The organism is Marivirga tractuosa DSM 4126 (genome assembly GCF_000183425.1).
In the GTDB taxonomy this organism is placed as follows: domain Bacteria; phylum Bacteroidota; class Bacteroidia; order Cytophagales; family Cyclobacteriaceae; genus Marivirga; species Marivirga tractuosa.
The window spans coordinates 1,638,427-1,654,020 of record NC_014759.1; the positions used below are offsets into that span (position 1 = coordinate 1,638,427).

Sequence of the window (15,594 nt, forward strand, 5' to 3'; positions counted from 1 at the left end):
TAAAACAAAGACAAAGATGAAAAATTTAATAAAAATATCGATGGTAGTTTGTCTCAGCCTTTTCGGTGCACTTGGCTACGGACAAAATTTAAGCTCAGAAAATAGCGACTTGATATCTAAAGTTGCAGAGACAGAGAATACTCAAAAGCAAGATGGAGAAGTGTTTATAGTAAGAATATTTAAGTCTACTACAAAATCTGAACTAGAAGAATTTAAATCAGAGGCTGAAGAATTAAATATCGACATCACCTATGAAAACCTAGAATATATAAACGGTGAAATAGAAGCTATTACGCTTAAAGTAGATTGCAATGATGGTTTTTCTGGTACTGCTTCTACCACTAACATACCTGAATCAGGTATAGGTTTCATAAGAGATTATAGAGATGATGCTGATATCCCTTTTGTAATTGGGAGGATATTTGATAAAGATAAAAATATCACGTCTTCTAAATCAAAAGAGGAAATTAACTTGAGTAAAGAATTAAAAGAGGAGTTCAAAACAGCCTTTAACGAAGCAAAAGTGGTTGAAAAAGATAAAAACCGTTTCATAAGACATGATCATGATATTGATTTTTCAATGGGATTGAACAACTATTTAAATTCTAGCAATCAATTTCCTGATACTGACAACAAAGATTTTGCTTTAGATCCTTTAACATCATGGACTTATGGAATCCATTCCAACCATAAAATATCGGTTAGTCCATTTGTGAAATTCAATTTTCAATTAGGATTACTATGGAACAATTTTGCGCTGGCTGACAATAATTATCAATTTATCAAAGGCCCTGAGCAAGTAGAATTACTAGATACTGATCTTGCAAGACCAGACATCAACCCTACAAGAAGTAAATTGAATATTACTTATCTGAATTTAAATGTGGTACCTATGTTCCATTTCGGAAAAAGTAGCAATGCCTTCAGAATAGGTGCAGGGCCATTCGGAAGCTATAGAATTGCGAGTAAATCAAAATTCAAATATGATGACAACGGCAAAGATGTTGTGAAAAATAATTTCCATATCAATAACTGGAAATATGGCTTAAAAGCACAAGTAGGATGGAAAGGTGTGGATTTATTCGCTACTTACGATTTAAGTCCGATCTTTATAGAAGACAGAGGACCAGAAGCTGACTATCCGCTAAGAGCGATTTCCTTCGGGGTGATATTTTAAAAGAGATTTAAGATGATAGATTAAAAGATAATAGAATTTATAATTTAAGACAGCGTAAATCAAAATTTACGCTGTTTTTTTATGTCTACTGTATAAAAAGCTATGGTAGCTAATTGCTTAAATGATAGCCCCGGTCGGTGGCACACCGGTCGGAAGCAGAAAAGGCAGCTGATTGGCAGAGATGGTCGGTGTGCCACCGACCATGGAATCACATGGTGAAGACCAAAAACAGCATAGACTAAATGTTATGCTCTTTTCTATTCCTTGAATCCATTTTATGTGTTGTTACATCTAAACTTTAAAACTTTCTATCGAATATTTCTCAACCTTTATATTAAAGATTGTATATTTAATTTCACTTAAACACCAAAACAATCATCTATGTCAACAGAAATCATCAACATCAGTAAACAAGAAGGCAATAACCGCCTTTACTTAACAGATAATGAAGGTCACTCCGGTAAGGATAACATCACTACCAATGTAAATCCTGGCGATACGGTTACCTGGAAACTAGTTCCCAATGGAGGAATAGACCAAATAACAGGAATTACTGCAAAACCTGGTAGCCAAGATATTTTTTCAGTGGACCCTGCTCCCGTAAATCCAAATGATCCAGCTTCCGATTGGTCGGGAACTGTAAGCCCAGATGCAACAGGTTCTGAATCTTATAGTATTACTTATAAAATAGGGAATGATACTTTTGTGGATGATCCCAAATTGGATATAAATACATAATAGGAAAGTGAATGTTAGTTTCAACACTCTATTAAAATTACTATTAACTGTTAGTTTCTCAATTATTTATATTATTGGGATAAAAGCTCAAAATCAACAACTTGTTGATAGTTTATTACAGATAGAGAATAAGAAAAATTTACCTGATACAATACGTTTAGAAGTATTACGTGAATTAGCCTTTAATGAACGAAAACCTTCTTTAAGGCTTAGATATTCGGAACAGTTGATTGATTTAGCTAAAGAGCTAAACAATCAACTGTTTATACATAGAGGTTTTCTCCAAAAAGGACAGACATTAAGAAAAATAGGCGACTACACAGAAGCGATTAATTCTTTATTCAAAGCTCTAAAAGCAGCGGAGAAAGCCAATTATCAAGCTGGTATGGGCGGTGCATATGCAGCACTGGCAGATGTCTATTCTGTCAATAACAATCATAAAAACTCTGCTCTTTACTATAAAAAAGCAATTGAAATCCTACGTCAAGGTCAAGACTCCGTCACTTTAGCAACAATTCTATTAAATGCAGGAGATGAATATCTAAATGCCAAAAAACTAGATTCTGCTCTACTGTACTTCGAAGAATCAGGTAAAATATTTCAAGAAGTAGAATACTTAATCGGTACAGCCTACAATCTAGGTAATATGGGCATGGTGCATGCCTTAAAAGGGGAACACCAAGTTGCCAAAAACAAAATGGAATTAGCTACTGTCATCCTAAGAGACATGGGTGATTTTTATCCCATAGCCGTTTACGACCTATATATTGCCGATATTTATAAAGAAAATAATGATTTAGAACGTGCTATAGAATATGCTGAGCATAGTCTGGAGGTTTCTAAAGAACATTCGTTGAAAGAGCAAATCCGGGATGCCAATCTCAAATTATCCGAATTGTATGATGCTAAAGATGATTTCCAAAAAGCCTATTTTCATCAAAGTCAGTACTTAATTTACCGAGACAGCATCAATAGTGAAGAAAAGATTCGGGAAATAGCAGATATGAGAACTGAATACGAGGTTAACCAGAGGGAAACTGAAATTGAGCTCTTAAAAGCGGAGCAAAAGAACCAGTATATCATTTTTGCTTCTATGGCAATCATCATTATTCTATTAGCCATTGCCAGCTTTTTGTACTACCGAAATAGCAGAAGAAAACAAACGCTGAACTTAATATTAAAAGAAAGGAAAGAAGAAGCTGAGGCACAACGTGATCAATTGGAAGCCATTAATGAAACCAGAGAAAAGTTTCTTTCTATTATTGCACATGATTTGATGGGACCAGTGAATTCTTTCAAAGGATTATCCGCCATCATGAAAATGAGCATTGAAAAGCAAGACAAAAAGGATCTTTTGGATATTCACCAAGTACTGAATAAGACCATCAACAACATGTCAAATTTATTGACCAATCTGCTTGATTGGTCCGTCACTCAAAAAGGGAGCGTTCCTTACCTGCCCGAGAAACTATACATCCATCAACTTTCAGCTGAATTAATCGATTTATTTTTCAATACTGCAGAGAATAAAAAAATAAGTTTAAGATCTGAAATAACGACAGATTTGGCGGCTTGGGCAGATGAAAATAGCGTTAAAACTATTTTCCGAAATCTGGTAAGCAATGCGCTAAAATTCACTGAGGATGGTGGATCGATAGAACTTAGCGCAGAGAAAAAAGATGGCTTTATAGCAATTAAAGTGAAAGATACCGGCATGGGGATGGCTCAAGAAAAAATAGACATGCTTTTAGCTGAGAACCAATTTGCTAGAAGTAAGGGAACAAAGGGAGAAAAAGGAGTTGGCTTAGGGCTTCAGTTGGTGAAGGAATTTACGCAAATGAATAAGGGCAAATTAGAAATTGAAAGTCAAATACACAGAGGCACTACTTTTATTGTTTATTTACCGGATTACAGCCCCCTAACCACCAAAGGGGGAATATAAGCCCTGAAAAGCCTCTGTATTTTATTTTGAGACTTCATTGTTTCACATGATTTAGCAAATAGCGATAAATAATTTATTTATTGCTGTTCTTGATCTCTGTCTGTTCCCCCTTTGGGGGTTAGGGGGCTGGCTTACATCTCCATAGCCAAACTCTCCCACTCTTCCGTTAATTCTTCCAACTGTTTATTCACTTTCTCAAATTCCTGATTCACTTCAAATAGCTTATCAGGATTTCCGTAGACAGAAGGTTTAGCCAATTCTTCTTCCAGTACTTTCTTATCTGCTTCCAGCTTCTCAATACTTGCTTCAAGCTTAGATAACTCTTTTTGCTTGGCTTTTAGTTCTGCATCTTCTGGCTGATGTCTGGGCTTAGCTTGCTTTTCCTTTTTCTGTTCTTTTTTCAGTTCTTCTTCGAATGCTTTGTCTTCTGCTTTTGAAGCTTCTCTTTTGGCAAACCAATCTTGAAATTCATCATAAGTGCCAGGATATTCCTTTACCTGATAATCTTCTATCCACCAGATTTTATTTGCTACATTCGATACAAAATACCTATTGTGGGAAACCGTAATAAAAGAACCCTCATATTGCTGCAATGCCTGAATCAAGATATTCTCTGACTGCATATCCAGGTGGTTGGTCGGCTCATCCAACAGTAAGAAATTGGCATTGGAAATCATGGTTTTAGATAAAGCAACACGAGATTTCTCTCCCCCAGAAAGAACCTTAATCTTTTTAAAAACTTCTTCATCTCTGAAAAGAAAACAACCTAAAAGATTTCTCAACTCCATTTCAGTTCTGTCACTTCCCGCTTGTTTCAGTTCATCTAAAATCTCATTTTGTACATTCAGTGACTCTAGCTGATGCTGCGCAAAAAAGCCAAATTCTACATTATAGCCTTCTTCACGTTTTCCTTCATGCTTTTCTTCCCCAGCTATGATTCTGAGCAATGTAGACTTACCTTTTCCGTTTGCACCAATTAATGCAATCTTATCACCTCGTTCTATATGAGCATCTGCACCCTCTAAGATTTTGATGTCACCATAAGATTTAGAGACTTCATTCAATCTGACAATGTGGCGACCTGATTTATTATTGATGTTAAAGCTAAAATTGATGGTAGCATTGTTGTCGACAACAGCATCCACTTTATCCATTCTGTCCAAGGCTTTCACTCTGGATTGCACCTGCTTAGCTTTGGTGGCTTTTGAGCGGAAACGGTTGATGAATTGTTCTGTCTGCTTTATTTTCTGCTGCTGATTTTCATAAGCATTTTGTTGCAACTCAGCTCTAAGCGCTTTTTCTTCATTATAAAAGCTCCAATTACCAGAATATAAATTCAGTTGCTGTTGGTCAACTTCAACTGTGATATCAATTGTTCGATCCAAAAACTCTCTATCGTGAGAAACGATAATATAAGCGCCTTCATAAGACTTTAGGTAATTTTCAATCCATTGTATAGATGGCAAGTCTAAGTGGTTAGTGGGCTCATCCAGCATCAAAAGAGAGGGCTTTTCTAATAGGAGTTTTGCCAGCATCACGCGCATTCTCCAACCACCTGAAAAAGTCTTTAATGGTCGGCTTAGGTCTTCCGTTTTAAATCCAATTCCTTCCAAAATTTCTTCTGCTTTAGCTTGCAAGCTGTAGCCTTCCATCATCTCATATTTCTCCTGAGCTTTAGTCAATTTATCTACTAAATCATCAGAATAATCTTCTTCCATCTTCTTTAAAATGATTTCTATTTTCTCCTGCAATTTTAAGGCTTCTTTAAAAGCCTGCATGGCTACATGCAAAATGCTATCATCCGATTGAAAGGAAAGTAAATCCTGGTTTAAGAAACCAATGGTGCAATCTTTACTCATTTGGACTTCACCTTTATCGGGAGTAACATCCCCATTGATGATCTTGAGCAAAGTAGATTTACCTTGTCCGTTGAGTCCTATCAATCCAATTTTATCCTTTGGCTTAATATGAAGGGAAGCATTATTAAATAAGGCTCTGTCGCCTATGTAGTAGTCTAAATTATTAATAGAAAGCATGATGCAAAATTAAGTGGGATTTTGTCAGGATAAAATGCTTTGAGCGAATAGTTGAAAATAAATTATTGCTTAAACAAAAAAGGGATGCAAAACTGCATCCCTTTTTATAAAACCTATATATTCTATTTCTTATCGAACCATCAATCTGACTTTCTTATTAATATTGCCCTGCTTCACATTTACTATGTAAATACCAGAATTTAGATTTTGATTAATTGGCAATGGTTTATTCAAATCAGATGGATTGAGAATACCCTGATAATGCCTTCTACCTTGAACATCAAAAATAGTTACCTGTATTTTCTGTTCTGCATGGAAGCCAGATAATCTTAAATGAATATTTTGAGCTTGGGTCGGATTAGGAACAGCCACTAAATCTGAAGCTTCCTCCCTAGTAATTCTTACCACCTCAGAATATTCAAAAGCACCATCATAATCCACTTGTCTTAATCTATAGTACGAATCCCCAGCTAAAGGAGAATAATCATTGAAGCTATAATCAATTGAGGCAAGTGAATTTCCATTCCCTTCAACTGATCCAATTACTTCAAATTCTTTACCATCAAAAGAACGCTGTACTTCAAAGAAATCATTGTTAATCTCGGAAGCCGTTTGCCAACTTAATTCTACTCTATTAGATCTACTTTCTGCAGTAAAGAAAACCATTTCAACTGGAAGGGAATTATTTGAAGCATCCCCAGCACCGAATGTGACAAAATTGGTGGAGAAGTCTAATCGATTACTTGAAGTCAATTCTCCTCCACTTGCATTTCCTGAAACAGAAGAATTACCTTGGTCTTCCCAAACAGAAGAAGTGCCGGGCTTGAATCTAACTACTCGCAATTCACTTATCGATTGACCAACACTAGCGGCACCATCTGCAATATCACTATTGGAATCCCAGTAAATCTTCACATTTGCGAAATTTGTTAGATCGCTGGTTAATTCCCAGTACTGATTACCGCTCACTTTCGGATCTGGTCCTGCTAAATCACTATTTAAATTAGGTATTTGCGAATTCGTATCAGGACTTTCATCGTAAAAAATGGCAGTCCAATTATCGGTTACATCAATATCACTAATTTCAATTAAGCCGTAACGACCACCTTGACCAACAGGGAATTTGTCAAACTGAGAAGCTGTAGAGGCATTTAAATTACGGACTAGCGGGCCATTGACGTGACTGCTAGTTTTAAAGCCTGTTAGAGTAGCATTAGTTTGAATAATTAAGCTATTGTCTTCATCAGTATTAATTAAACCATTGGTGAAGATCAAATTTCCGCTCACTTCAACATCATCATTACCAGCATTAATTACTGACATGCTACCACTTGACTTATTAACTTCTAAAACATTGAAAGCCTCCAAACCTGTAAACTGTCCTTCAATTGTTTGATTAGAAATTCCGTCCATCACCACTTTGGCATTAGTAAATTCAGCATTAAAATTACTTCCACCATTCTTAATAATGTTACCTTTCACTCTTAATTCCGAGTTATTAGACATTTCAAAATCGCCTCCAGTCATTTCTAAATTCTCACAAATATTAACACTAACCCCATTCGACATGATTTTCTTTCCATTTCCACTCAATATTAGCTCTTTTAAATTCGTAAAACCTTCTGCTAACACTGTTACATCTGAGCCTATGTCATTATTCTCATATTCTAATCCTCCCCCGTCTGAGCAATTAGAATCAGGGAAGAAGTCTTCATAATCACCAGCAGGAAAGGATGCGTCATCTACTAATTTAAGAGTTCCATTTCCTTCAATAGTCCCTAGATTATGACCAAAAGTGCTATTGATTTCTAATGTTGCATTTTCTTCAATGGTTACCTTTCTAAACCTTCTGAAATTATCATTAAGAACAAGCGTGTAATCACCTCTCACAACCAAATCAGGCGATTGACCTACCGAGGGTGCAACACCTCCAGCAAAAGAACCACCAACATTTACATTTCCATCTGAAGCACCTATTAAAGTTTCAAATAAAGGAACAACATTTGGAATTGCACTACCGCATAATAGTGCGTCTCCGGCATCTCTCGTTATCCCAGCGGTATATCTACCTTCAATAGAAGCACTATTTAAACCACTATATTCATTGGATATATCAGATTGGAAAGTAATAGTGTTTGCTACTTCATCAAATAATTGTTCAGAATAGATTTTATCCCAAGTGTCGTCAACATTTAATAATCGAGCAGGGGCATAATTAGTTAAATCAAGACCTTCTGCATTATTAACTGCTTCTAAAGCATCATTGTGATACATCGTAAATGAACCATCAAAATTGGTGATCCCTTGCGACTTTACTAACCAGTAATACTGTAATACATTTTCTGTATCGTCATAATCGGCAGCCCCAGCACAATCCTCATCAAAATCATCTGTTATACCATCTGAAAAGTTATCAATAGGTTTGATGGTAATGAAACCATTTCCATCTATATCTGATGCTCCTATCACTGCAGGCGTATAATTCAGTAACCCAACCGGATAAAGGAAATTCCCGCTGAAATTATTAGGATATATCTTTCGCACGCCTTTATCGATCAAACTGGTATTTACTGTAATCATGTTATTAACATTGAAATCAGATACAGAGGTACCACCAGATCCATTTTCGAAGACAGCATCTTCATCCATGATCAAAAGATTCGATCCAATATCAAAAACCCCTGAGGCTAGAATAACCTTATGGTTGATTTCAAAATCATTCTGTCCAGCAGTTACCTCCACTCCATTGCTATTGTTAATTGTAATGGTTCCAAAGGTACTCTGACCATTCGTTGTCCGTGCAATATTTTGAGTAGCAGTTCCATTGAAAACAATTCCAGGACCAGCAACTGCAGACTGATGTTCACCATCATGGATCAAATCGCCTTCTAAGTTTAAGGTGCTACTAGTAGTATTTAATACTCCATTCAAAATATTTAGATTGTTTTCTATTGTAATATCATGATTTAGAGAAAGTGTACCTGTCCCATTTTTATCAACATTCCAAAATGAAATACTTCCGTTTCCTGAAATATTTTGAGAAGTGGTTGTATTAAAAAATGTTGTCTGCTGATTAATTCCATCCCCTTGATTGTTTAAAGTACCATTTACAGTTAAATCTTGGATGATGGTTAAATCTAAACCATTCGCTGAGAATCTTCCATTGTTCTCTACCTCCAAATTATTTACTGTTAAAGGGTTAATAAATGTTCTAGCATTTAGATTATTATTTCCAGTAATCAATAAAGTATTGATTGGAACCGTAGCATTTATCCCAAATTGGTTTTGACCAGCAGGAGTTGCTACTCCACCAATTGTGATAGTAGAACCAGTGAAATCATAACTATCAGGTTGTAATCTCAAAGACGCAGTAGTTGTTGAACCATTTTGTCTCTCCACAATAAAATCTCCTCCTAAATGATTGAATTCACTGCCAGTATTCAAGACTTCAAACACTGCTCTGTTCTGTTCAGGAGCAGTATTAATTCCAAATCGAGCTGTTCCACCACTTTGATTATATTTCAATACACCTGAACTCGAGAGCAGTCCTCTTCTAACTTGAGACCCAACATCTAAAACTCCATCGGTGATATCAATTTCAGCATTACCCGAAACTGAGTATTCTATGAAGTTGTTACCATTGCCTGCACCTGAGGCCATATCCAAAGTACCTCCTGAAACAGAAAGCAAGCCATCTAATACTAAGCCAGTGTTATCACCTTCTATTCTTAAAACACCTTGCCTTAATTCTAAACCTCCAGAACCTGAAGAGGCCTCTAGATTAGATAGATTTGGAAGATTAAAATTACCTCTAGCTGCATCCGTTAGCGTAAGATCAATATTTGGGTGATCTATAACTAATAAGCCATTAACAATTTCAATTGGCTGTTGAGCAATATCAGCTGGTAATGGAATAGTAATATCTGATTCAAATGTGAAACTCGAAGTTTGACCAGCTCCCTTATTTATTTCTACACTATGTAAATTTGGTATCGCCCCTGCTCTGTAATCAAAACTATTATTACCCTCTCCTTTCAAAACAAGCTTTACAAAATCTTCATTCGAATTTGAATAAAGTTGTAATCCTCCGCCTGCAATATTATCTTGTATGATATCACCATGAACAATCAAATTACTCTCGTTAATTGTTGTATTAGGATTAAGCACCCTGATCAATGCATTTTGATTTTCTAATCGTAAATCACCAAGAACTTCAATAGTTCTAGATGCGTCATTCGGAAAATCAATTCTACCATTTCCACCACTATCATTTCCATTAGCCGTGCTTCTAAAAATTCTTAAATTATTCTCGACAAGAAAATCACCAGTAGCACCTGAGCTTAACCTTAGGTTTACGTCACCAAGTAATTCTAAATTACCTTTAACATTTACATTTGTAGAAATTCTAAAATCGCGGTCTTGCGCTCCCCAGCCATTTCCAGCTAGTAACAGATTAGGAACAATTGCTGGTACATTATCAAAAACGAATCCATTCTGAGTATTCTCATACACTAAGTAAGAAGAATCCTCACTTATGAACCCTCCAATATCAATACCGGAAAAATCAGGATCCGATTGACCTGCTCCTTGTGAACGTAACCAAAACAAACCTTCGCCAGAAATTGAAGATCCATTAAGAAAACTATTATTGCTATTAATAACTACTGTTGGCCTGAACTGGAAATTGAATGCATATTGTCTCTCTACAGGGTTTCCAGATACATCTGTCATTTTAGTAAATCGAATCTCAGCAAAATTTGCTGTTATACCATCTATTGCGATTCCGTGTGGATCTCCATCTGTACCTCCTGGATCACCGAAAGGGACCCAACCAATCACAGCAATATCACCTGCTTGAGGAAAAGCTCCTGCAGCAGGTTGTCTAGAATCATGAAGTTCATCTTTATCTATCGTGGAATTACCGTCAATATCGTTTGGAGCTAAAGTCCAGTTTACTCCATTATTCCATTTTCTGGTAAACCCATCCCCTGGTCTGCGAGTGTAATAAACAGTAGGAGCCCCTGTGAATTTACTAGGGTCACCCGCTGTGTAATTAGCATTGATTAATTCAAAAGGTGTTGCACCAGAACCTGTATCACCAAAGAATAGTAATCTTACTTGTGGATTATCGGGATCTGTTAACTGGGAACTACCTCCCGTTTCAGCCGTTCTCGTATATGGATTCTCATCTAATACAAATGAAGGCTCCCAAACAGTTTGCTCATCGCCTGTATATCCATTTGGAAAATCCGCTTCAGTAGCTTCAAATCTGTGACGATCGACTATAGGTAAATCAGTAAATCCCTCGTATCTTACTCTCCAGTATTTATTTAAAACATCATTATTCAATGGATGTGGACCTGCTGTCTGCAATTGATCAGCAACAATATTGACTGTAACATATCCATCATCGAAGAATTGATCAAATCGTATATTGGCTGGATTGTAGCGAGAAGCAGGATACGTACCAGTTGAACCTACTCCAATTGGGAACAAATAAACTCTAGTATTGCCATGACTGGCAGGAAAGCTAGCCTCACTGTCAGAACTACCATGTCCTGGATTACCAGGGTTGTTTAGTCCACTAATCAATATAGAAAGGCCACCATCAGAGGCATTTCCATCCATAATGATCATATCTTCTACACCGAAATCATTACCGTTAACTTCGCCTCCAGCAAGATTATAAACAAATCTATCAACTTTAAGATTATGATTAAAGATGTTCATCCTACCGTGTCTATACTCAATTCTCTTTATATATAAATCACTTGTAAGATTAATAACATCACCAGCTGAATTCAGTCTAACATTTCCAAATTCGGATCCTTGTATAGAGTTGATTGTAATATCACCTCCCCCTTGTCTAAATTTCACTAAACTTTCAACAGGCGTGGTACCATCTTCATAATAAAAAACCGTTCCATTATTTGTGATTTCGGAGCCGTATAGCCTGATACTATAGGCAACTCCAGCAACAGATTCATCTCTTTGATCTAAAAAGCTATTATCTAAAACCTGGAATTGGTTAGTTACTTTGAATAAATTGGTTCTCCAATTAAATACATTCTTACCTCCAGAACCGGTTTTTACATCACCTGTACTGCCTGTATCACCTGGGTCTTTTGCAGCCATTTGCAAGGTTGAACCTCCTTTATCAATAATCATATTATAAAAAGGCTGTTCCCAATCTGCAAAGGCTGTTGCTCCTTCCGGATCTGTATAACCAACAAAAGCAGCATCATAAGTAGTAATATCACCTACATATAGAAGAGCATTTTTATCCGTATTAAAAGTGACAGTTGAGCTACCCGCATTATCAGCATTCCCACTCCAAATATCTAATACAGCACTATCCTCAATTCTCAGGTCGCCTCCCACAAACAAAGCATTACAATTACCACCGTTACAAAAATCAATATACGATCCGTAGGTATTTCCACTAGCGCTTCTTGTTGTACCGGTTTCTAAGATAAAATTATTCAATACTTTTAGTTCAGGATCCGTAATTGTTCGCGCTTCAGCTCCATTCCCTGAAGTTCCTGTAACAACCGCAAACTTTGCATTAGCATTTGTGCTATTATTTGTATTATCTAAGTTGAGATTGAAAAAAGGAGCATTAGAAGATATTTTCGCCAGATTATTATTTGATCTAAAAAGATTCACCTGACCGCCCGTAACATTAATATTTCCAGGATCACTATTGATAAATATCAAACCTCTTCCAGTAGCATCACTAACATTCAAGGTGCCGCCTGTCATAATAAAAGCATTTTCAGAATATGTTAATGATAAACTATAATAAGCTCCACTTGCACTTTGTCCACCCGTATTTTCAATATTTACTTGGCCACCATTAATCTCTAATCCACCCACATTAGTAACTCCTTGGTTGGACGTTCTAAATTGTGGTATATTGACAACCCCACCGTTTACCTTTAATATTCCAGCATCGCGTGAGGTAATACCACTATTACTTTCTACTTGTAATGTACCTGCATTCACCTCAATTTCACCATAAGGGGTAATTGCGTTACCACCTGTTTTTCTAGCAAAACCTCCATCTATTAAAAGTTTTGCATTTGTCCCAATGGAATAATTTCCTGTATTATTTAATGGATCTACATTAATGTTTGTCCCTAAAATAGCAGTACCTGTTATTAAACCGAATGCATTCTGATTATCATTTGGCACAGTAACATCACCTCCAATATTTTGATTAGCTCTACCTGTCAAGACAAAATTTGTAGGTTGACTTGCAGTGAAAGTAGCAGAGTAAGCAGGATCACCTTTATCAATGATTACTCTTAAAAAATATGTTGGACCATTAGCTCTAATAGTTTGGTTTCTATCTGTTGACAACAAATAAAAATCTGTAATTCCATTATTAGGATCACTACCAACAGTTTGTGTGGTTCTTTGAGAAAACCTTGCATTTCCATCATTGATAAAATCCCCATATAAATTAAAGCTGTGGCGGGCATCTTGCGTAGATGTTGAAATCCTACCATCTTGGGTTGTACCATTATTTTGGATTAATACGTCTCCAAATATTGTAAATTCTCTAGCTGCAGTAGTATTATCTCCGAATTGCCATGTACCTTTTCTGATCGTGAAATCTCCATTGAGCGTTAGGTCTGCACCTAAAATGGCAAGATCGGTGGGGTTTGTTATATCAATTCTTAAGTTTCTTAAAGTTAAATCCTGATCGAATTCCAAGCCAGATCCACTGACTACTAAAAGGCCTCCATTCAGTTCATTAGCGAAACCATTTGAACCAGTAGTATTCCCTTGTGGGAAATTAGAAATGCCCGCATTTCCCTGAATATTAATTGTTCCCTTACCATTAATAACATTAAAATTATGACCTGTAGTGTTGTTTAAATTGATTGTACCGTCCACTCGCAAGCTAGCGATTTCCAAATCATTGGTTCCAGTTTGGATATTTACGGTTCTACCGTTTCTTATCACAACATTGTCTTCAACACCAGGGGTATCACCACCTGGATTGTTGGGTGCTGGCGCAATCCCTGCATCCAATGTCCAAGTATTAGGATCAGTCCAATCCCCATTTTTCAAAACATACCAAGTTCGACTGATCAATTGATCACCCAAACCTACAGTGTAAAACCCGGATTTAATTCTATTGCCCGGAACATTAACTACTAATTGATCGCCATTTTCTACTCCATAACTGTTGGCAAAAACCCTTTCGTAGTTTCCTGAATTGGCAGATCGATATAACAAAACATAATTTGATGGGCTTCCAAGTGTAAAACCTGCAGTGCCAAAATCAAATATGATATCCATATCAGATTCGCCATTGTCAATTACGTTATTCTGACTATTCTCTAAATAAAAATCCTTACCCCATCTTGAAGTGATATTTGCTCCAAGGTCAGCGATCACGCCATCAGAATGAGCCACGGCATCATTATGACCTAGCGCAAAAAATTCTAAATTTGTATCTAATCCACCATTTGCCTCTCGAATCTGGAATGCATCTGAAAAACCAGATTCTGATTTTTTATCAGTTCCATTTGAGGTTCCAATCGCTCTGAAATCATTAAAATAATCTGAATCAAAATCTACATATTCACCGAAAATATCGTTCGTAATAGTTAAATCATATTTTTCGGCTAAATAATTTTCTACAATTAGTCTTTCCGCACCGTTTAACGCATCTCTGTATAAAATGATTTCTGCAACATCACCATTAAAGTATCTGGTATCCCCGGGTTCAAAAGTTCCTATAAATAGATCAGAGACTCTATTTAGTAAAACATTTGACGCACCTGTTTGCGTTCCTGCATCCGCAGTATTCAGGAAATTACTAATTGATTGAACCGAGCCATTAAAGACAGAGCTCAATAGTACGTTTTCTGAAGTTGAAATAGTTGAATTCTCACTATCTACACCATTATCACCATCAAACCTAGCTTCAAAGCCTCCTCCTGTTGTAAAAAATACGTAGGATTGTTCGTTATTATTGGCAACTCTTTTACTTAAAATAGCTTCCGTACCAATTGAGGAGGGAGTTCTTAGCACAAAAAATGCCGTTAGACCATCAGTATCATCAAGTAAATCATCATCCCCTATGGTCAAATATCCACCTGAAGAACCGAAATTAATGGATGGAAAACCATTTAAGTTTGCATTTGATGCAGTATAGTCAGCTTGTAGTCCCGGAGTTGATTGGCTAGCATCAAGATTATTTCCTGATTGGTCTGTCCAAGCAGAAACTTTTCCTCCTGATTCTGAAATTCCAATATCTGACCTAAGCCACAGAACATTTTGAGGCCCAGATGAGCCATCACCAGTTCCAACACCTGCTGGTCCCGATTGACCTAAACCAAGAAAAGGAAATAAACTGATAAAAACAATCGAAAGTAAAAAGTAGAATCTATTCATAACGGTTCTTATTTTCATGTAAGCTAACTGCAAATATACTATCTATACAGTAAAATAATGTATTTTTAAGTACCTAAGTTTACTTATTTCGTCAGGATTTAAGAAAAAAACGACCAAAATAGATTTTTCTTAGTTCGGAGGATAATCAACATTCTATTAAATATTGGATAATAATCTAACTACCAACATATTAATTTCATTTAAAAATATGAATATCCTAACAACCGTAAGTTAGACTATTGTAGAATAAAAGGAATATGGTGATCAATGAAAGACTAAAATTAGGATTT

5 protein-coding genes are annotated in these 15,594 nt (G+C 36.3%); 3 read left to right on the plus strand and 2 right to left on the minus strand.

From position 1 onward, the window contains the following. Positions 1 to 16 precede the first annotated feature (16 nt). The 3 genes from FTRAC_RS06770 (at position 17) to FTRAC_RS06780 (ending at position 3,857) form a co-directional block, all read left to right on the plus strand. On the plus strand, positions 17 to 1,177 hold the full coding sequence (locus FTRAC_RS06770; protein WP_081457018.1) for an outer membrane beta-barrel protein: 1,161 nt from the start codon (positions 17 to 19) through the stop codon (positions 1,175 to 1,177). Positions 1,178 to 1,558: 381 nt separating this feature from the next. Next, on the plus strand, positions 1,559 to 1,915 hold the full coding sequence (locus tag FTRAC_RS06775) for a hypothetical protein (RefSeq protein ID WP_013453493.1): 357 nt from the start codon (positions 1,559 to 1,561) through the stop codon (positions 1,913 to 1,915). Between the two features lie 7 nt (positions 1,916 to 1,922). Continuing rightward, positions 1,923 to 3,857 carry a tetratricopeptide repeat-containing sensor histidine kinase gene (locus tag FTRAC_RS06780; protein ID WP_013453494.1) on the plus strand — a complete coding sequence of 645 codons (1,935 nt, stop codon included), beginning with the start codon at positions 1,923 to 1,925 and terminating at the stop codon, positions 3,855 to 3,857. Between the two features lie 131 nt (positions 3,858 to 3,988). Here the strand turns inward: FTRAC_RS06780 and FTRAC_RS06785 are convergent, their stop codons facing one another. Both FTRAC_RS06785 and FTRAC_RS06790 read right to left on the minus strand, forming a co-directional pair. Next, entirely contained in the window at positions 3,989 to 5,893 is a 1,905-nt protein-coding gene (locus tag FTRAC_RS06785; RefSeq protein WP_013453495.1) for an ABC-F family ATP-binding cassette domain-containing protein, read from the minus strand. Positions 5,894 to 6,022: 129 nt separating this feature from the next. Continuing rightward, positions 6,023 to 15,304, minus strand: a complete 9,282-nt coding sequence (locus FTRAC_RS06790; RefSeq protein WP_013453496.1) for a T9SS type A sorting domain-containing protein — start codon at positions 15,302 to 15,304, stop codon at positions 6,023 to 6,025. Positions 15,305 to 15,594 lie beyond the last annotated feature (290 nt).